This window comes from Sphingomonas astaxanthinifaciens DSM 22298 (assembly GCF_000711715.1).
Taxonomy (GTDB): Bacteria; Pseudomonadota; Alphaproteobacteria; order Sphingomonadales; family Sphingomonadaceae; genus Sphingomicrobium; species Sphingomicrobium astaxanthinifaciens_A.
Genome location: NZ_JONN01000001.1, coordinates 731,218 through 750,138, shown reverse-complemented (window position 1 = coordinate 750,138; position 18,921 = coordinate 731,218). Strand labels below are relative to the sequence as shown.

General features: G+C 70.2%; 12 protein-coding genes and 1 tRNA gene. 3 read left to right on the top strand and 10 right to left on the bottom strand.

Going from position 1 to position 18,921, the window contains the following annotated elements:
* The first annotated feature begins 22 nt into the window (after positions 1-22).
* Both BS69_RS0103690 and BS69_RS0103685 read left to right on the top strand, forming a co-directional pair.
* Positions 23-97 (top strand) — tRNA-Asn (locus BS69_RS0103690).
* An 83-nt stretch (positions 98-180) separates the two neighbouring features.
* A complete protein-coding gene (locus BS69_RS0103685; RefSeq protein ID WP_029940635.1) occupies positions 181-609 on the top strand; it encodes a BLUF domain-containing protein in 429 nt (142 codons plus the stop codon).
* 10 nt (positions 610-619) lie between these two features.
* Here BS69_RS0103685 and BS69_RS0103680 read toward each other — a convergent pair whose 3' ends face one another.
* The 5 genes from BS69_RS0103680 to addA all read right to left on the bottom strand — a co-directional run bounded on the left by BS69_RS0103680 (position 620) and on the right by addA (position 11,111).
* Positions 620-1,150 (bottom strand): hemerythrin domain-containing protein, encoded by a 531-nt coding sequence (locus tag BS69_RS0103680; RefSeq protein ID WP_029940634.1) that lies wholly within the window; start codon positions 1,148-1,150, stop codon positions 620-622.
* Between the two features lie 69 nt (positions 1,151-1,219).
* A complete protein-coding gene (putA, locus tag BS69_RS0103675; RefSeq protein ID WP_029940633.1) occupies positions 1,220-4,348 on the bottom strand; it encodes a bifunctional proline dehydrogenase/L-glutamate gamma-semialdehyde dehydrogenase PutA in 3,129 nt (1,042 codons plus the stop codon).
* Positions 4,349-4,452: 104 nt separating this feature from the next.
* Positions 4,453-7,173: a preprotein translocase subunit SecA gene (secA, locus tag BS69_RS0103670; RefSeq protein WP_029940632.1), complete on the bottom strand. Its 2,721-nt coding sequence runs from the start codon at positions 7,171-7,173 to the stop codon at positions 4,453-4,455.
* Between the two features lie 198 nt (positions 7,174-7,371).
* Positions 7,372-7,689: a thioredoxin TrxA gene (trxA, locus tag BS69_RS0103665; protein ID WP_029940631.1), complete on the bottom strand. Its 318-nt coding sequence runs from the start codon at positions 7,687-7,689 to the stop codon at positions 7,372-7,374.
* Positions 7,686-11,111: a double-strand break repair helicase AddA gene (addA, locus tag BS69_RS0103660; protein WP_051676513.1), complete on the bottom strand. Its 3,426-nt coding sequence runs from the start codon at positions 11,109-11,111 to the stop codon at positions 7,686-7,688. The genes trxA and addA overlap by 4 nt, the downstream gene beginning before the upstream one ends.
* 81 nt (positions 11,112-11,192) lie before the next feature.
* On the opposite strand from addA, the gene BS69_RS14160 reads away from it, so the two are divergent.
* Positions 11,193-11,339, top strand: a complete 147-nt coding sequence (locus BS69_RS14160; RefSeq protein WP_156956866.1) for a hypothetical protein — start codon at positions 11,193-11,195, stop codon at positions 11,337-11,339.
* 4 nt (positions 11,340-11,343) lie between these two features.
* On the opposite strand, the gene addB is transcribed toward BS69_RS14160, so the two are convergent.
* The 5 genes from addB to BS69_RS0103630 are packed head-to-tail and all read right to left on the bottom strand — an operon-like array spanning position 11,344 to position 18,814.
* A complete protein-coding gene (gene addB / locus BS69_RS0103650) occupies positions 11,344-14,271 on the bottom strand; it encodes a double-strand break repair protein AddB (protein WP_029940629.1) in 2,928 nt (975 codons plus the stop codon).
* Positions 14,264-15,028, bottom strand: coding sequence for a nucleotidyltransferase family protein (locus tag BS69_RS0103645; protein ID WP_029940628.1), 765 nt, complete (start codon positions 15,026-15,028; stop codon positions 14,264-14,266). The genes addB and BS69_RS0103645 overlap by 8 nt, the downstream gene beginning before the upstream one ends.
* On the bottom strand, positions 15,028-16,017 hold the full coding sequence (locus BS69_RS0103640) for an aminoglycoside phosphotransferase family protein (RefSeq protein ID WP_029940627.1): 990 nt from the start codon (positions 16,015-16,017) through the stop codon (positions 15,028-15,030). Before BS69_RS0103640 ends, BS69_RS0103645 begins: the two co-directional genes overlap by 1 nt.
* On the bottom strand, positions 16,014-16,463 hold the full coding sequence (gene tsaE / locus BS69_RS0103635; protein WP_029940626.1) for a tRNA (adenosine(37)-N6)-threonylcarbamoyltransferase complex ATPase subunit type 1 TsaE: 450 nt from the start codon (positions 16,461-16,463) through the stop codon (positions 16,014-16,016). Before tsaE ends, BS69_RS0103640 begins: the two co-directional genes overlap by 4 nt.
* Positions 16,463-18,814, bottom strand: coding sequence for a sensor histidine kinase (locus BS69_RS0103630; RefSeq protein ID WP_156956864.1), 2,352 nt, complete (start codon positions 18,812-18,814; stop codon positions 16,463-16,465). The genes tsaE and BS69_RS0103630 overlap by 1 nt, the downstream gene beginning before the upstream one ends.
* Between the last annotated feature and the right edge of the window lie 107 nt (positions 18,815-18,921).

Genomic DNA, 18,921 nt, shown 5'->3' with positions numbered 1-18,921 from the left:
AGGCGCGCTCGCCCGGCATCGTTCCCCGATAGCTCAGCGGTAGAGTAGGTGACTGTTAATCACTTGGTCGTTGGTTCGAATCCAACTCGGGGAGCCATTTCACACCAGTCCGGGACCGAGCGTTTGTAATCGGCAAAGTGCGTCTCCCAGGCCACGGCCGGGAGGATTTGCCGGACATCGATGCTTGAGCGGATCGTCTACATCAGTGCCGCACGCGAACCGCAGACCGAGGAATCGGTCGGACGGATTCTCGACGTGTCGCGTTCGCGCAACGCCGCCAACCACATCACGGGGCTGCTGATCGGCGGCGGCGCCTGGTGGATGCAGCTGATCGAGGGCGAGACCGACAAGCTGGAGCCGATCTGGCAGTCGATCCGCGCCGATCCCCGGCACGATCCCGTGGTCATGGTCCAGCGCCGCGCAGTGAGGCAGCGCAGCTTCACCGGCTGGAGCCTGCAGTTCCGCGACACCGACGACGAGGAGTTCGGGACCCTCCTCGAGGAGCTGACCGGCTCGATCGGCGATCCACGGCTGCGCAAGCAGGTGCGCCGCTTCGCAGACGTCTTCCTCAAGCCCGGGACTAAATTGCCCGAGTTCGGCGCCGACTGAGGCGCCCCGCTCAGGCCTTGGCCAGCTCGGCCTCGGGATCCTTCACATAAGCGTCGGGGTCCTTGTCGACCGCCTTCGCATTGTGGCGATGCTCGCTGACATAAGCGATGAACTTGATGCCGAGCTCGTGCCGCTCGTCGAGCGAGGCATGTTCGCGGAAATCGGCGAGGCCCTGACGCTCCTCCTCGGCGAGATGCTTGCTGTTGGCCTCGTCGGCCTTGGTGATCGCGTCGAACCACTTGTCCGAGCCGACCTCTTCCTTCTCGACCGCCTCGCCCGCGTCGCGGATCTCGTTATGGTCCTCGATCGCGTCCTTGGTCTCGTCCTTGGCGCTGTCGGCATCGGCCTCGCCCTTCCCGACCTCGAGCAGGCGCGGATAGAGAAAGCGCTCCTCGGCCTCGGCATGGGCGTCGAGCAGCCCCTTCAGCGATTCCCAGACGGCCGACAGCTCGTCCTTGCTGGCGCCGCGCATCTCCTGGAGATGCGCAAACAGGCGGCGCTGTTCCTGATGCTGGTCGAGAACGAGATCGGTGATGTCCATGGTTGTGGCTCCGGAATATTTCCCGGCAGAACGCCCGCGACGGCCGCGGGTTCAGCATGGACTTGAGACCTAGTCGATCGCCGCCATCAAAGTGGCGTTGCCCCCCGCCGCCGTGGTGTCGACGCACTTCACCCGCTCGGTCGCGAAGCGCGCGACATAATGCGGGCCGCCCGCCTTGGGCCCGGTGCCCGACAGGCCCTCGCCGCCGAACGGCTGGCTCTCGACCACCGCACCGATCTGGTTGCGATTGACGTAGAGGTTGCCGACCCGCGCCTTGGCCTGGACCTCGGCATGGACGGTGTCGATTCGGCTCTGCAGGCCGAGCGTCAGGCCGAAGCCGGTGGCATTGACCTGGTCGATCACCTTGCCGAGTTCGCCCGCCTTCCAGCGGATGACGTGAAGCACGGGACCGAAATGCTCGTCGCTTAGCGCCGACAGGTCGGGCAGTTCGGCGATGACCGGGGCGACGAAGCTGCCCTGCCCGGCCTCGGCGGGGAGTGCGCGCTCGGCCACCACCCGGCCGGCGGCGCGAAGCTCGGCGACGTGCGCGTCGAGGCTCGCCTTGGCCTCGGCGTCGATCACCGGGCCGACGTCGGTGGTCGGCAGGCGCGGGTCACCGATCGTCAGCGCCTCCATCGCGCCGCGGATCATCGTCACCATCGTGTCGGCGACGTCTTCCTGGACGAACAGGACGCGCAGCGCCGAACAACGCTGGCCGGCCGACTGGAAGGCGCTTGCGACGACGTCGCGGGTGACCTGCTCGGGCAGGGCCGAGCTGTCGACGATCATCGCATTCTGGCCGCCCGTCTCGGCGATCAGCGGGACGATCGGGCCGTCGCGCTCCGCGAGGCTGCGGTTGATCGCGCGGGCGACCGCGGTCGAGCCGGTGAAGGCGACCCCGGCGATGAGCGGATGGGCGGTGAGCGCGGCGCCGACCTTGCCGTCGCCGACCGCGAGGCCGACGACATCCTGCGGAATGCCGGCCTCGTGCATCAGCGCAATCGCGAGCGCGCCGATCAGCGGGGTCTGCTCGGCGGGCTTGGCGATGGCGGCATTGCCCGCGGCGAGCGCGGCGGCGACCGGCCCGGTGAAGATCGCCAGCGGGAAGTTCCAGGGCGAGATGCAGGCCCACACCCCGCGGCCGTGGAGGCGAAGCTCGTTGGTCTCGCCCGTCGGCCCGGGGAGCCGGTGCGCGTGAGAGAAGAGGCGACGCCCTTCGGCCGCATAATAACGAAGGAAATCGACCGCTTCGCGCACTTCGAGGATGGCGTCGGGGAGGGTCTTGCCCGCCTCGCGGATGCAGAGCGAGTAGAAGTCCTCGCGATGCGCCTCGAACAGGTCGGCGGTCCGGTCGAGCAGGCGGGCGCGGGCCTCGCCGCCAAGTGCGTCCCACGCGCCTTGCGCGGCATGGGCGCGGCGCAGCATGGCGTCGAGCTCCGCCGCGGTCGCCTCGACCGCCTCGCCGACGATGATCCGGTGATCGAAGGGCGCGGTGATCGCATGGCGCGCGCCGCTCCCCTCCCCGGCCGTCCAGCGCTTCGCCTCGAGATCGGCGAGCCGGCGCAGCAGCGGGTTGAGGACGGTCGGATCACTGAGGTCGCAACCCGACGAATTGCGGCGGGCCGAGCCGAACATCTCGCCCGGGCAGGGAATTGCCGGATTGCGGCGGGGGTCCATTGCGGCAAGCTGGGCGACGGGATCGCGGGTCAGTTCCTCGACCTTGACCTCGGCGTCGGCGATGCGGTTGACGAACGAGCTGTTTGCGCCGTTCTCGAGCAGGCGGCGGACGAGATAGGCGAGCAATTCCTTGTGGCTGCCGACCGGCGCGTAGATGCGCACCGGGGTCTGCGGCTGGCCCATCTGCTTTTCGAGCCGCGCGAGGCCCTCGTAGAGTTCCTCGCCCATGCCGTGGAGGCGCTGGAACTCGAACGGGGTGGTGCCGGCCAGCGCCTTGATCGCGCCGATGGTGGTCGCATTGTGGGTCGCGAAGGCAGGATAGATGGCGTCGGGCGCGCCGAGCAGCACGGACGCGCAGGCGAGGTAGGAGACGTCGGTCGCGACCTTGCGGGTGAAGACCGGATAATCGTCGAAGCCGCCGACCTGCGCGACCTTGATCTCGCTGTCCCAATAGGCGCCCTTGACCAGCCGGACCATGAGCTTGCGGCGGTGCGCGCGGGCAAGTTCGACCACCCATTCGGCCACCGGGCGGGCGCGCTTGGCATAGGCCTGGAGCGCGATTCCGAGCCCGGTCCAGCCGTTGGCGAACAGCGCGTCGTCGGCGACCAGCGCCTCGAGGCAGTCCATCTGAAGTTCGAGCCGGTCCGATTCCTCGGCGTCGATGGTGAGGTGGACTTGCGCCGCGCTGGCGGCGGCGGCGAGTTCGCGCAGGACGGGGAGGATGACCGCCTTGGCCTCCTCGGCGTGAAGCGCCTCGTAGCGCGGGTGAAGCGCCGACAGCTTGACCGAAATGCCGGGCGAGCGGACCACGCCCTCCCCCGCTTCCCTGGCGATGCGGCGGATCGCGCCGCGATAGGCGTCGGCGTAGCGCTCGGCGTCGGCCATGGTGCGGGCGGCCTCGCCCAGCATGTCGAAGCTGTGGCTGAGCCCCTTCTTGCGTTCGGGTGCGGCGCGCGACAGCGCCTCGTCGATGGTGCGGCCGAAGACGAACTGGCCGCCGAGGATCTTCATCGCCTGGCCGACCGCGGTCCGGATCACGGGCTCGCCGAGGCGCCCCACCGCCCGGCCGAGCGCGGCCTTCCAGCTTGCGGTGCGATCCTCGGCGGCGTCGAGCACCTTGCCGGTCAGCAGCAACGAGAAGGTGGCGGCGTTGACGAAGGGGGATTCGCTGTCGCCGAGTTTGTCCGACCAGTCGGGGCCGGACAATTTGTCGCGGATCAGCTCGTCGGCGGTCTGGGCGTCGGGAATCCGCAGCAGCGCCTCGGCCAGGCACATGAGCGCGATGCCCTCGTCCGAGCCGAGGTCGTAGGCGTGGAGGAAGGCGTCGAGCCCCGAAGGCTTGGAGCCCCGGACATGGTTGACCAGCGCCCGCGCGATCGCCTCTGCCTCGCGTTCCGCCTGCGGGCCGAGCCTGGCCTGGGCGAGGCGCTCGGCGACCACCTCTTCCTCGTCGCGGCGATAGTCGCGGCGGACGGCCGCGCGGTCGAGGGTGGCGGTGCTCAGGGGTCGCTGGACGTTCATCAAACCGGACTCGTCATTGCGAGCGCAGCGAAGCAATCCGCTGCCGCTCTGGATTGCCGCGTCGCTACGCTCCTCGCAATGACGAGGAAAGAGCCAAGCTCAGGCTAGGCCAGCTGCCCGTGGCAGTGCTTGAACTTCTTGCCCGAGCCGCAGGGGCACGGCGCATTGCGGTTGATCGGCTGGGCAAGCGCGCCTTCGGGAAGGTCGGGCTGCGGGATATTGAGCGACTGCCCGTCGCCCCCGATCAGCCCGCGCGCGGCGGCGTCGAGGTCGGCGGTGTCGTCGAAGCCCGAGAGCGGATCGAGATGCTGGGTCAGGAAGGCCGGGAGCTCGGGCAGCGGCGGCGGCTCGAGCGCGACCTGCGCACGCATCAGCGTCTTGGTGACGTCCTCGCGGATCGCGACCAGCAGGCGCTCGAACAGGACGAAGGCTTCCTGCTTATATTCGTCGATCGGCTTCTTCTGCGCATAGGAGCGCAGGTGGATGACCTGGCGCAGCGCGTCGAGCGTCGCCAGATGCTCCTTCCAATGGTGGTCGAGCGTCTGGATGAGGATGGTCTTCTCGACCTCCTGCCAGCGGTCGGGATCGACCTCGCTGGTCTTGGCGACCATCACCTCGTCGGCCTGGGCACCGATCCGTTCGATCAGCAATTCCTGGTCGACCGCATCTTCCTTGAGCCAGTCGTCGAGCGGCGGCTGGAGGCCGAGGACCTCGTCGAGGCTCTCCTTGAGGCCCGGGACATCCCATTGCTCGGGATAGGTCCCCGGCGGGCAATGCGCTTCGACCAGGCTGGTGACGGTGTCGGCGCGCATGTCGGTGACGACGTCCGAGACATGCTCGGCGTCCATGATCTCGGCGCGCTGCTCGTAGATGACCTTGCGCTGGTCGTTCATCACGTCGTCGAATTCGACGACCTGCTTGCGGATGTCGTAGTTGCGCGCCTCGACCTTCTTCTGCGCGGTCTCGATGGCCTTGGATATCCACGGGGAGACGATCGCCTCACCGTCCTCGAGGTTCTTCTCCATCAGGCGGGCGAAGGCGGTCTGCGGGCCGAAGATGCGCAGCAGGTCGTCGTCGAGGCTGAGATAGAAGCGCGACAGGCCCGGGTCGCCCTGACGGCCCGAACGGCCGCGCAGCTGGTTGTCGATGCGGCGGCTTTCGTGGCGCTCGGTGCCGAGGACGAAGAGGCCGCCATTGGCGCGAACCTGCTCGCGTTCGGCCTGGACCTCCTGCCTGATCCGCTCGATCGCGGCGTCGCGCTCGGGGCCTTCGGGCATGTCGCCGAGCTCGTCGCCGACCCGGAACTCGACGTTGCCGCCCAATTGGATGTCGGTGCCGCGGCCGGCCATGTTGGTGGCGATGGTGACCGCGCCGATCCGCCCGGCCTGCGCCACGAGATGGGCTTCCTGCTCGTGGAAGCGGGCGTTGAGGACCGAGTGGCGGATGCCTTCCTTCTCGAGGAATTCGCCGAGCAGTTCGGACTTCTCGATCGAGACGGTTCCGACGAGGACGGGCTGGCCCATCTCCTGCCGCTTCTTGATCTCCTTCGCGATCGCCGCGAACTTGTCGTTGATATTCTTGTAGAATTCGTCCTCTTCATCGATCCGCTGGACCGGCACGTGGGTCGGGATCGAGACGACGTTCATCTTGTAGATGTCGAAGAATTCGGGCGCTTCGGTGAGCGCGGTTCCGGTCATGCCCGAGAGCTTCGGATACATGCGGAAATAGTTCTGGAAGGTGATCGAGGCGAGGGTCTGGTTCTCGGGCTCGATCTGGACGCCTTCCTTGGCTTCGACGGCCTGGTGAAGGCCATCCGACCAGCGCCGACCATCCATCATCCGGCCGGTGAACTCGTCGATGATGACGACCTTCCCGTCCTTGACGATATAGTCGATGTCGCGGCGGAACATGGTGTTCGCCTTGAGCGCCTGGTTGAGGTGGTGGACCACCTGCGTGTTGGCGATGTCGTAGAGGTTCGCGCCCTCGATCAGGCCGGCTTCCTCGAGCAGCCGCTCGGCCTTTTCGGTGCCTTCCTCGGTGAGGACGACGCTGCGCTGCTTCTCGTCCTTCTCGTAGTCGGCCTCGGTGAGCTGCTTCACCAGCGCGTCGACCTTGATGTAGAGGTCGCTCTTGTCGTCGGTCGGCCCCGAGATGATCAGCGGGGTGCGCGCCTCGTCGATCAGGATCGAGTCCACCTCGTCGACGATCGCGTGCCAGAAGGGCCGCTGGACCATCTGCTCGCGCGAATATTTCATGTTGTCGCGCAGGTAATCGAAGCCGAGCTCGTTGTTGGTCGCGTAGGTGATGTCGGCGTTATAGGCCGCGCGGCGCTCGTCCTCGTTGAGGTTCGGCACGATCACGCCGACGGTCAGGCCGAGGAAATTGTGGACCTGCCCCATCCACTCGGCGTCGCGGCGGGCGAGATAGTCGTTGACGGTGACCACATGGACGCCCTTGCCCGGAAGCGCGTTCAGGTAGGTCGCGAGCGTCGCGACCAGGGTCTTGCCCTCGCCGGTGCGCATCTCGGCGATCTCGCCGCGGTGGAGCGCGATGCCGCCGATCATCTGCACGTCGTAGTGACGCTGGCCGAGCGTGCGCTTGGCCGCCTCGCGCACCGTGGCGAAGGCCTCGGGGAGGAGGTCGTCGAGCTTGGTGCCGTTGGCCAGCCTCTGGCGGAAGATGACCGTCTGGTTGGCCAGCTCCTCATCGGTCAGCGCCGAGATGGTCGGCTCGTAGGCGTTGATCGCGTCGACGATCCGGCGGAGCTTGGCGACGTAACGGTCGTTGCTCGAGCCGAAGAGCGACTTGGCCAGCGATTGCAGCATCAGACTTCCTATGTGGCGCGCAGGCAGGAGGTGACACGCCCGCGCGCGAGCGTTTTCAAGTGCCGGGCGATGTAGGGTTGGGGTCGGGGGTAGTCAATTGACGAGGACGTCGTCCCGGCAAAGGCCGGGACCTCCCGCAACATCGCCCCTCACCCACCGAAGTCCCCGCTTTCGCGGGGGACGACGGTGGTCAGGACCTCAGAGCGCGCCCTCGAGCCAGGCGGCGAGCTGGCTCTTGGGCAGCGCGCCGACCTTCTGCGCGACGGGCTCACCGCCCTTGAACAGCAGCATGGTCGGGATTCCGCGGACACCATATTTGCCCGGAGTCTCGGGATTTTCATCGATGTTGAGCTTGGCGATGGTGACCTTGTCGCCGAGCGTCTGGCTGAGTTCCTCCAGCGCCGGGGCGATCATCTTGCACGGCCCGCACCACTCCGCCCAGAAATCCACCAGCACGGGCATGTCGGCGCCCAGCACGTCGTCGGCGAAGCTCTGGTCGGTCACGGTCTTGGTCATGGGGAAGGCGACTCCTGATGGAAGTTTCCGTGCATATGGGTCGCCTCCGCTTCATCCTCAAGCGGAAGCGAGATGATGACCGGCCCCTCGGTGTAGAGCAGTGCCAGTTCGATACGGCGGCCGGGGAAGATGACCGCGAGCGCGCGGCCATAAGCGCGCATCTGGCGGCGGTGGCTGTCGGAAACCTGGGCGAGGCCGGCGGGAAAGCGTCGCCCAGTCTTGAAGTCGACCACCCGCACCATCTCCGACGTCACCAGCAGTCGGTCGACGGTGCCCACGACCACGGTCCCGTCCTCGAGCGTCGCGGCGATCGGGGCCTCGGCCAGCGCTTCGGGCGCGAACAAAGCGGCGTGGGCCGGGTCTTCGATCACCGCCAGCGCCGCGTCGACCAGCGCCAGCCGGGCCGCGGCGTCGGCGAGCCCGGCGCCCTCCCGAAGCCATTCGAGCGCGGTCCGCCGCCGCTCAGGCTGCGGGGTCGCGGGGAGCCGCTCGAACAGCGCGTGAAGCAGGCGGCCGCGCTCGGCCGCCGCGGCCGCGTCGGGGCCAGGCGGTGGACGGCTGTCGGTGTCGGGCGCGATCTGCGAGGGCGCCAGCGGCCGCGGCGGGCGCGCTTCGACCGGGGCTGGCGCTCGGGCCCAGGCCGGGACGGTGACGCGCGCCGCTGACGGGCCCGGTTCCTCGGCATGGGCGGAGGGCACCTCGCCCGCGGCGTGACGAAGCACGCCCTTCTCGTCGGGCTCGACCCCCATCGCGCCCAGTGCCGCGCCGACGACGCTGTGCCAGCTGTCGGCCGAGATCGCCTTTGACGGCTTGAGGCCAGCGACGATCAGCCGCTCGGCCGCGCGGGTCAGCGCGACGTAGAGCAGCCGGAAATGCTCCTCGAGGTCGCGCTGTTCCTCCGCGGCGACAATGGCGTCGAGCGGCGGCGACAATTCGTCCTTGCGCGGCCGGATGAGCGGGAAGCTGCCGCCCTCGGCGGGGACGTCGAGGATCATGTTGGTGCCGCCGAGGTCCCTGGGGTTGGCGGTCGCGTCGGCGAGGATGACGAGCGGTGCCTCGAGCCCCTTGGCGCCATGCACGGTCATGATCCGCACGTCGTCGCCCCGGCCCTCGGGGTCGCGCTTCACCTCGAGCGCGCCATGGCCGAGCCAGGCGAGGAACTGCTGGAGCGTGACGGTCTCATTATTCTCGAACTGGATGGCGGCGGCGACTAGCTCGTTGATGGGATCGCGCGCCGAGCGGCCGAGCCGGCCGAGCAGCTTGCGCCGCCCGTCGAGCGGGCCCGACAGGATGCGCTCGAGAAAGGCGTGGGGCCCGAGATAATCGGCAGCGGCGAGGAGGTCGGCGAGCAGCGCGCGTGCGGCCTCGAACATTCCGCCCTCGCCCGCACGGTGGCGCAGCTCCTCCCATAAGGAGCGCCGCCGGTCGCCGCCGGCCAGCGCATAGAGCTGGTCCTGGTCCCAGCCGATCAGCGGCGAGACCAGGAGCGAGGCCAGGGTCAGGTCGTCGAGCGGCTGGACCGCGAAGCGGAGCGCGGCGAGCAGGTCCTGGACCGCTAGCGGTTCGGACAGCACCAGCCGGTCGAGCCCGGCGGTCCGCACCCCGCGCTCGAACAGTCGCGCGACAAGCAAGGCGGCAAGCCCGCTCGCCCGGCTGCGGACGAGGACCAGGATGTCGCCCGGGCCGAGCGGCCGCCCGGTCGAGGCGAGCACGGGCGCGCGCTTCAGCTCGGCGGCGATGAAGTCGGCGAGGTGGCTGGCATGTTGGCGCCGGTTCTCGTCCTCCCAGCGCTCCTCGCCCTCGTCCGTCCCGTCGTCGGAGTCCGCCACGTCGAAGGGCGGCCACAGTTCGACGCTGCCGGCGCGGGCGGCGTGAAAGGCAAGGTGCGGCGCGCTCGCCTCGGGCAGGCCGATCCGCTGGTGGGTGAGGTGGCCGAGCACCGCATCGACCACGTCGAGGACCGCCTGCGAAGACCGGAAGCTACGGCTGATCGAGAGCAGTTCGAAGGGCAGCGGCCCGCCCAATGCGGCGTCGCGGAAGTCGGCGCGGGCCTTTTCGAACTCCTTGGGGTCGGTCCCCTGGAAGCCGTAGATCGCCTGCTTGAAATCGCCGACCATGAACAGGGTGCGATGCTCGGGGCCCGCCCCCTGCCCGGCCCAATATTCCTCGGTCAGCGCGCGCACGATCGCCCATTGCGCGGCATTGGTGTCCTGCGCCTCGTCGACCAGCAGATGATCGGTCCGCCGGTCGAGCTTGAAGCGGATCCAGTCGGCAATCCCCGGCTGCTGGAGAAGGTCGCGCGACCAGCGGATGAGGTCGTCGAAGTCCGCCACGCCCTCGGCGCGCTTGGCCGCGGCATAAGCGTCGGCGAAGCGCTTGCCCGCGCGAAGGCCCGCGGCCTGCAATCGTACCGAGGCCCCGACCTTGCGCAACATCAGCAGCCTGGCGAGCGCGTCGGCGAGGGCGAGGCAGTCCTCGGCAGCGGTCGGCAGTGCCTTGAGGAGGCCGCTCGACGCCTCGCGGGGAACGCCATCGGCCTTGATCACGATCTTCGCGAGCTCGGGCAATCGCCGGCACCGCTCGGCCGGATCGGCGGCGAGCCAGGCGTCGATCGTCGCGGCATGGACGGGCGCGTTCTTCGACCCCTTCCAGCCGCGGTGGCCGTCGGCGAGCCGGCGCAGCAGATCGCAATCGAACCGGCCGTCGTCGCATTCGGCGCGGACGTGCTCCTCGGTGTCGCCATCGGGGAGGTCGAACAGCCGGCGCAGCGACGGCTCGATCGCGGCGAGGTCGGAAAAGCGCGCCATGGCCTCGGCCGCGGCGGCGCAGCGCCTCAGATATTTGCGGACGTCCTCCTCGCCGAGGCGCCCCGACATGATCTCGAGATCGGCGAGAAAGCCGCCGTCGCCGGCTGCCGACCGCTCGGCAAGCATGGCCAGCGTCCGCTCGACCAGCGCTTCCTCCTCGCGCCCCTCGACCGGGCGGAAGCCAGGGGTGATCCCGGCCTCGGCGGGAAAGGCGCCCAGCAGGGTCTGGCAGAAGCTGTGGATGGTCTGGATTCGAAGCCCGCCGGGACAGTCGAGGACCATTGCGAAGAGACGGCGCGCCCGGGCCACAAGCGCGGGGTCGGGCGCCACCCCGAGCGCCCGGAGTTCGGCTTCGAGCCCAGCCTCGTCGAGCCCGACCCAGAAGGCAAGACGCCCGCCGATCCGCTCGGCCATTTCGGCGGCGGCGGCCTTGGTGAAGGTCAGGCAGAGGATCGATTCGGGCGCGGCGCCCTCGAGCAGCAGGCGAAGCACGCGCGCGGTCAGGACCTGCGTCTTGCCGGTCCCCGCGCTCGCCGAGAGCGAGGCGTGCTTGTAGGGTTCGGCCGCGGCGGCCTGGTCGCGATCGAGCGGCTTGAGGGCGGAGGGACGCGACATGGATGTCCTCGTCATAACGCTTCCGCTCGGGTGCGCCATGCGTTTATGAGGCGCGCGAACGAGCATGACAGGAGTGACCGAGTGAGCGACGACAGCAAGAAGCCGGCCGGACCAGCCAAGGAAACGGACAGCCGCAACTTCAAGGCGGGGATTGCGGTCGGGATCGGTTCGGCGGCGATCGTCGCGGCGCTGCTCTACGCGCGCTCGGGCAAGCCCAGGAAGAAGTAAAAGCTCAGGCCTCGGCCCGGCCGAGCCACTCCTCGAGCCGCATCAGCTGGTCGTAGTCGCCGTAGCGGGCGAAGCGCGGCTGGAGCTTGGCGGTGAAGGGCTCGTCGCCGGTCAGCCAGCGCGCCGCGGCTTCGGCGAAGTGACGGCGGGCTTCCTCGAGGAGCCCGGTCCCGCCCATGTCCTGGACATAGCCGCGGCGATCGCCCTTGTCGGGCTTGGCGAGCGACCAATATTCAAAGCCTTCGGGCTTTCCCTTCACCCATTCGAACCCGTCGGCCTCGGCGATCAGCCCGAGCAGCCCGAGCTGGAGGGCGAAACCCGCCTCGACCTGCTTCTTCGCCGGGGGCTTGCCGGTCTTGTAGTCGAGGATGACGAGCTCGTCGCGGCCACGCGCGATCCGGTCGATCCGGTCGGCGCGGCCGATCAGCTTCACCCCCGCAATCTCGGCTTGGCCGTCGACCTCGGCCCCGGCCGGCCGCCTCCCCTCTTCCTGGAGCGCCGCCTCATGGTCGGCAAGCACGGCGATCGCCTCGAGCAGTCGCGGCCCCCACAAGGCGCGCATCAGCGGGTGGATGTCGTCGGCCGCAAGAAGGGTTCGGGCACGCGGGAGCAATTGCGCCGGGGCACATTGGTCCTCGTCGTGCCACTGCTCGAACAGCGCATGGACGATGGTCCCGCGCCACGCCGCGTCCTGGTCGGCGGCAAGGTCGTCGAGTGGCCGAAGCCTGAGCATCGCCTTGGCATAGAAGGAAAAGGGATCGGCCTTGAGGCGATCGAGGTCGGTGACCCTGATCGAACGCGGACGGTCGGCCACCGGCGGGCACGGGCGAGGGCGGGCGACCGGCCGTTCCTCCACCGGATCGTCGAGCACGATCGCAAGCCGCTCGAGCTCGGTGTCGCGCCTGAGGCTGCCGGTCAGCGCCTCGAGGCGAAGCAGCAGGCGCGAACTGACGGTGGGCGAGCGGCCGTCGCGGCGGGCGCGGCTGAGCAGGACATCCTTGGCGCAGAGCAGGCTCGCGAAATCATGGGCCGAGAGGCCGATCCGAAGCTCGGGCCCCGGCAGGCCAAGCTGGCGGCGGACCTTGACCGGGAGCCAGGGATCGGGGTTCGGCGGGGCTGGCCACACGCCCTCGTTCAACCCGGCGAGGACCATGAGGTCGGTCTTGATCAGCCGCGCCTCGAGCAGGCCGAGGATGCTGACGCGCGGGTGCTGCCCGTAAGGCGGGCGGACCGCGACGGCGTCGAGCAGGCTGCGCAGGAGCGGGACCGCGTCGTCGGTGCCGACCGGCAGTCGCGCGGTGCTTGGCGAGGCCTCGATCGCGGCGAGGAGGTCGGCGGCGGCGCGGCCGTCGGGTCCGCTCCACAGTTGGTCTCCGCACAAAGCGGTCCCGGTCTCGCGCAAGCGGGCCGCCAGGTCAGCAAGCGTGGTCCCCTCGGCGAGCAGCCCCTCGACCGGGACCAGCGCCGGACGGATCCGTTCCCAGCCTTCCGCGATCCCGCGCCTGGGCCGCTCGGCATGGCGCTGGGCAAGCAATCGGTCGAGCCCGGCGAGCCCCGGCAGCGGGCGCGGCCCGCGCAGCGCGAGGTCGAGCGTGCGGACATCGTCGAGCCAGCCGAGCCGCCCCTCGCCTGCGCGGACCAGCGGATGGCCAAGCAGCGCGAGCAGGGCGACGGGTGCCAGGCCCTCCGCTCCCGCCGCCGTCAGCACGAGAAGCAGCGTCCCGGGCGGTCGCAGCCCGAGCGGAGTCCCGGCGCTGTCGTCGGCCTCGATCCCCCAGCGCTTGAGATGCTCGCCGACGCGCCGGGCAAGCTGGCGGTCGGGAGTGACGAGCGCGGCGGTCCGGCCGGGTGTCTCGAGCGCTGCGCGCAGGGCAAGGGCGATTCCCTGCGCTTCCGCGGCGGGATCGGGGAAGACGGCGAGCTTGACGGGGCCGAGCTCGCGCTGCTCCTGCCCAAGCCTGCTCCATTCATGGCTGAAGGAAGCGGCGGTGAGCGCCTGCGCAGCGGCGCGGCTCCGGGCGGGTCCGTCGGGGGCGGCGCTGGTCGACGGCCATTGCTGCACCTCGGCGCGGCCGATCCCCATCCGGTCGAGCAGCAGCTTGAGGTGATATTGCGGATGCGTCGGCTCGGGCCGTTGGGGATCGTCGGGCCGCTCGCTGCCGAGCGCCTCCCACTGCTCGTCCGACAGGAGGGCCGCGTCGGCGAGCCCCGGAAGCACCACCTTGCCCTCGGGCAGTCCGGCAATCACGCGGAGCAGCCCGGCGATGGCCGGCGCGGCGGTGGTGATTCCCGCGGCGATGGTGAAACCGGGCGGCGGGGCCGCCTGCCAGCGCCGGGCGGTGGCGTTGAGCAGCCGGTTGCGGCGCTCGGTGAGCTCGATCCGGCCGAGGCCCGCGCGCCGCTCGGGCCAGCGCTCGAGGAGCACGCCGAGCTGCTCGAGCGCGCGCTGCTGGTGGCCGGCGAGATCGTCCTGCGCGCCGAGGATCGCGGCGAGGTCGGCGGGAGTCTTTTCCTCGACCAGCAGCTGGTCGAGCGTGCGGCCGAGCTCGGCGGCGAGCCGCCACGCCTCGGCGGTGCTTCCGCCCCGTTCCTCGCGGATCAGCAAGGCGAGCTCCGCTTGCCGGGTGAGCGGGTCGATCGCGGGGGGCACGGGGTCGCCCGAGACAGGCTCGAGCGCGCCGCCGATCCGCTCGTCGAGCGCAGGGTCGCCGACCGGGATCAGCCGGGGCAGCAGCAGGCCGGCGCCGCTGGCGCGGACGAAGGCCTCGGTGACCGAGCGGACCGCCCGGGCGTTGGGAAGGAGGATTCGGCCGCGGGCCAGCGCCAGCGGGTCGCCGGTGAAGCGGCGCACCAGTTCGGTCGCGAGCGCATCGGCGAAGCTCGCCTCGGCCGGGATGGAAAAGACCGCCGGCCGGGGCGCGGCCTCACTCATGGGCGAGCGCGTGCTCGGTGGCGTGGATCGCGCCGGGGGTGCCGACGTCGAACCACAGACCCTGGTGGACGGTGCCGAAGCAGCGCCCTTGCGCAATCGCCTTGTCCCACAGGATATTGGTCGAGAAAGGACCCTCGGGCGCGTCGTCGAGGAGGTGCTGGCTCATCAGCTGGATGCCGGTGTAGACGAAGGGTGCGACACGCGCCTTGCCGCGGCGGCGCAGGCGCCCGCCCGAGTCCATGTGGAAGTCGCCGACCCCGCCGTGATTGCCCGCGCGGGCGAGCGGCACGAGGAGCAGCAGGCAGTCCATCTTCGCCCCGTCCCACTGGCTGGCGAGGAGTTTGAGCGAATCGCTCGGCCCGTCGACCCAGAAATTGTCGCTGTTGACCGCCAGGAAGGGATCGCAGTCGATCAGCGGGCGGGCGCGGACGAGGCCGCCGCCGGTCTCGAGCAGTTGCGCGCGCTCGTCGCTGACCGCGACGTCGAGATCCTTCACCCGGGCCTTGAGATGTGCCTCGAGCGCATCGGCGAGATAATGGACGTTGACCACCACCCGCTCGACCCCCGCGGCGCGAAGCCGGTCGAGGACATGATCGAGGAGCGCCTTGCCGGCGACCTCGACCAGCGGTTTGGGCCGCGTCGCGGTCAAGGGCCGCATCCGCTTGCCGAGGCCGGCGGCCATGACCATGGCGGTCTTCGGGACCTCGGCCGGGATTTCGGGCCGGATGCGGAGCGCGCGGTGGCTCTGCGCGGCCATCAGGCGGCCTCGCCCCAGGCGGCGGCGCGGGCCGCGGGCGGCACGTTGGCGTCGAACCAGGCCTCGACCGGCGCGAGCCCCGGTGCGGCGAGGTCACGCTCGAGCAGGCCCCACATGCGCGGCTGGAAGCGGCGGTAGCCGGGCTTTCCGTCGCGCTTCCACAGCCGGCAGAAGACCCCGAGGATGCGCGTGTTGCGCTGCGCGGCGAGCGCCCAATAAGCGCGCTCGAACGCCTCGCCCTGCCCGGTCGCGGCGATGTAGCGGTCGAGCATCGCGCGCTCGATTTCGGGCGAAACGTCACGCCGCGCGTCCTCAAGCACCGAGGCGAGGTCATAGGCGGGATGGCCGGCAAGCGCGTCCTGGAAGTCGAGCAGGCCGAGGTGCTTCACCCCGCGCCGCCCGTCGACCAGCATGATGTTCTCGGCATGATAGTCGCGCAGCACGGTGACCGGGCCGAGCCCATCGGCGGCGACCGGGGAAAGCACCTTTTCCCAGGCCGCGCGGTACGAGGCGCGGTCGACCTCGATCCCGACCGCGGGCGCATACCAGTCGGGAAAGAGCTCGAGCTCGGTCAGCCATTCGGAAAGCCCGTGCGGTGGAAGCCCGGGCATGGGGGCATGGCCGTGGAGGTCCACCAGGAGGTCGGTCGCATGAGCGTAGAGCTCGGCCTCGCGGTCGGGCGCGTCGTCGAGCGTCTCGCGCAGCCGGCTGTCGCCGAAGTCGGCCAGCAGCAGGAGCCCGGCATCGAGGTCGCGGGCGAGAATGTCGGGGGCGCTGAAACCGCGGCCGGTCAGCCATTCGGCGACCGCGATGAACGGCCTCGGGTCCTCGTGCGGCGGGGGCGCGTCCATCAGCACCGCCGCGCCATGGCCCTCGTGGTGAACCCGGAAATAGCGGCGGAAGCTGGCGTCGCCGGCGAGCGGGACGATGCGCGCTCCCTCCCACCCGGCGCGGGCGAGGAAGTCGTCGGCGGCAGCGGGCGGAATCATGCTCGAAGCGGGGGCGGTGGCCATCGCCCTTCCCATGCCCCGGGCACCTCCCAAGTCAAGGCGCGGCGGCCATCGGCGTCGACAGAAAGCGACAACCGGAGGGCTTGGGGCCAGGCAGCTGCATCGGCGCGCTCGGGCCATTCGACCAGCAGCGCGCTGTCGAGGAGCATGTCGTCGAGGCCGAGCTCCTCGATCTCGTGGCTGTCCTCGATCCGATAGAGGTCGACATGCGCGACGGGTACGCGGGTCGCCTCATAGGGCTGGACGATGGCGAAGGTCGGACTCGGCACCTCGCCCTCGTGGCCGAGCGCGGCGAGCAGCCCCCGCACCAGCGTGGTCTTGCCCGCGCCGAGCGGTCCCGAGAGGGTCACGACATCGCCCGCGCGGATCGCCGCCGCCAGCGCCGCGCCGGCCTTGGCCATGTCGGGCTCGGTGAGGGTCCACATCAGCTTCGGCCGCGCGGAAGCGTGATGAGCACGCTGGTCCCCTGCCCGACCGCGCTCGACAGCTGGACGGTGCCGCCATGCGCCTCGATGAACTGGCGAGTGAGCGGGAGGCCGAGCCCGAGCGCCGCCTCGCCGCGCTTCTCGCCCAGCCGGGTGAAGCGCTCGAACACCCGCGCCTGGTCCTCGGGGGCAAGCCCCGGGCCGGTGTCGCTGACGAGGATCTCGGCCATGTCGGGATCGCCGCGGGTGACCAGCCGGACCTCGCCCTTGTCGGTATAGGCGATGGCGTTGCGAAGCACATGCTCGAGGCTTTCGCGCAGGCGCCGATGGTCGCCCTGGAGCGACCCCGTGCCCTCGCCCACCACCACCTTGAACTTGAGGCGCTTGGCCCGGGCGGCGGGCTCCATCCCCTCGGCGACGCTGCGGACGAGGCCGGCGAGATCGACCCGCTCGCGCTCCAGCGTCACATCGCCGCGCGCGCCCTGGGTCAGGTCGAGGACGTCGTCGATCAGCCGCGACAGCCGCGCAACCGATTCGAGGATCGCCGAGACATAGTCGCGGGCCGAGCCCGACAATTCGCCGGCATAGCCCTCGCGCAGCATCTCGGCGAACCCGCCGATCGAGGTCAGCGGCGTGCGCAATTCGTAGCTCATGTTGGCGACGAAGTCGGTGCGCACCTTGTCGGCCTGTTCGAGCGCCTCGGCACGCTCGCGAAGCGCGGCCTCGATGCGGCTCGAGTCGGTCACGTCGACCATGGTGAAGAGCGCATTGCCGTCGGGGAGCGGAACCGCGGCGAATTCGAAGTGGCGACCGTCGGCGAGGTTGAGGCGGCCGCGCTCGACCCGCCGCTCGGTGGTGGCGGCCCGGACCAGTTCGCGCAGCCGCGCCGCGGCGGTCGGGTTGACGAGGCGCCCGGCAAAGGCCGGGACCAGCTCGTCGACGCGGGGGTGCTCGGCGAGCCAGCTCTCGTCCAGCCCCCAGAAATCGCCGAAGCGGCGATTCCAGAGATAGAGGCGGCCGTCGGACGCGAACACCGCGACGCCCTCGAACAGATTGTCGAAGGTCGCGGTGCGGACCCGGAGCAGGGTGTCGCGCGCGCTGGCGAGGCGGACCTGCTCGGTGCGGTCCTCGAAGATCAGCCGGAGCCCGCCGTCGGGGAGCGGCTGGCCGACCACGCGCAGATGGTCGCCATTGGCGAGGATCCACTCCTCCTCATGGACTTCCTCGGCGCTGGTGAACCAGCCACGCCGCTCGGCCTTCCATTCGGGAAAGTCGCGCACTTCGGGGAGGCGATGGTTCTCGCGCATCCGCTCGAGCAGGCGGTCGAATTCGGGCTTTTCGTCGAGCCAGTCGGTCTCGATTTGGCTAAGGATGGCAAAGGGCGTGTTGTAGGAGGACAGCGTGCGGTCGGGGTCGAACTGGATCGCGCCCGCGGTCATCCGGTCGCTCAGCTCGCGCTGACTCTCGACGTAGCGGGAGAGCTCGCTGCGGGCGTCCTCGAGCTCCTGGATGTCGATCGCATAGCCGGCGACCCGCCCACCGGGGAGCGGCACGTCGACGAGGCGCAAGGTCCGCCGCTCGCCGCCGATGGTGGCCGGGCGGACGCGCTCGTTCGGCCGCCCCTCGGTGAGCGCCAGCGCGGCGCTCTCGGCCCCGCCCTCGACCAGCTCGACCGCCTGGGCGACGACTTCACGCGCGTCGCGGGCTTCGACCGCGGTGACGAAGGCGCGATTGACCAGCACGAGGCGCAGGTCCTCGCCGCGTACCCACATCGGAAAGGGCGCCGCCTCGATCAGCTGGGTCAGCGCGGCGAGCGCGATCTCGGTCGCCTGGAGCTGGGCGATGGTCTCGGTCCGGTCGCGCTCGGCAATGCTGCAGTCGGCGATCCACAGCAGCACCGATCCCGGCGGCGACGGCAAGGGCGCGGGTCCACCGCGAACGTCGAACAGCCGCCCCGAGGCCTGTACCCTGACGGTGAGGGCAATGGGATTGGAGCCGAGCGCCGCGGCGGCCAGCCCCTCCTCGAGCGCGGCGAGGTCGGCGCCCCGCAGCCCGTCCTCGCCGCCGAGCTCGGCAAGGGTCGTCGCGGCCGGGCAGCCGAGCTCGCGCAGCAGCCCCGGCTCGGCATCGATCGAGCGATCGGCCATGACCAGTAAAGGACGGCTCGGCGCGGCGGCGAGCAGCGCGGCGATCGCCTTGGCATGGCCGGTCAGCGCCCGCGCCTGGCGGCTTTGCCGGGCGCCCCGCCAGGCGAGCAGCGCGGCCACGGGAACCCACAGGGCGGCAAGCGCCAGCGCGGCCGTCTGCCACCCCTCGCCTGCCAGCATTTCCGGTCCGAACGCCCCGCTCACCGACGCAGCGATACAGGCCTCCGCGGGGTAAAAGAAGAGCGTCCGTGCGGCCGGGGCCGCGGCAGGAGGACATAAGAGAGTCGCGCTGTGTCTCTTGTGTCGCACCG

Bases quoted from the DNA above. Each gene is read 5' to 3' on its own strand.
- addB (WP_029940629.1), bottom strand. From the start codon at position 14,271: ATGAGTGAGGCCGCGCCCCGGCCGGCGGTCTTTTCCATCCCGGCCGAG.
- BS69_RS0103680 (WP_029940634.1), bottom strand. From the start codon at position 1,150: ATGGACATCACCGATCTCGTTCTCGACCAGCATCAGGAACAGCGCCGC.
- putA (WP_029940633.1), bottom strand. From the start codon at position 4,348: ATGAACGTCCAGCGACCCCTGAGCACCGCCACCCTCGACCGCGCGGCC.
- addA (WP_051676513.1), bottom strand. From the start codon at position 11,111: ATGTCGCGTCCCTCCGCCCTCAAGCCGCTCGATCGCGACCAGGCCGCC.
- BS69_RS0103685 (WP_029940635.1), top strand. From the start codon at position 181: ATGCTTGAGCGGATCGTCTACATCAGTGCCGCACGCGAACCGCAGACC.
- BS69_RS0103640 (WP_029940627.1), bottom strand. From the start codon at position 16,017: ATGATTCCGCCCGCTGCCGCCGACGACTTCCTCGCCCGCGCCGGGTGG.
- tsaE (WP_029940626.1), bottom strand. From the start codon at position 16,463: ATGTGGACCCTCACCGAGCCCGACATGGCCAAGGCCGGCGCGGCGCTG.
- trxA (WP_029940631.1), bottom strand. From the start codon at position 7,689: ATGACCAAGACCGTGACCGACCAGAGCTTCGCCGACGACGTGCTGGGC.
- secA (WP_029940632.1), bottom strand. From the start codon at position 7,173: ATGCTGCAATCGCTGGCCAAGTCGCTCTTCGGCTCGAGCAACGACCGT.
- BS69_RS0103645 (WP_029940628.1), bottom strand. From the start codon at position 15,028: ATGGCCGCGCAGAGCCACCGCGCGCTCCGCATCCGGCCCGAAATCCCG.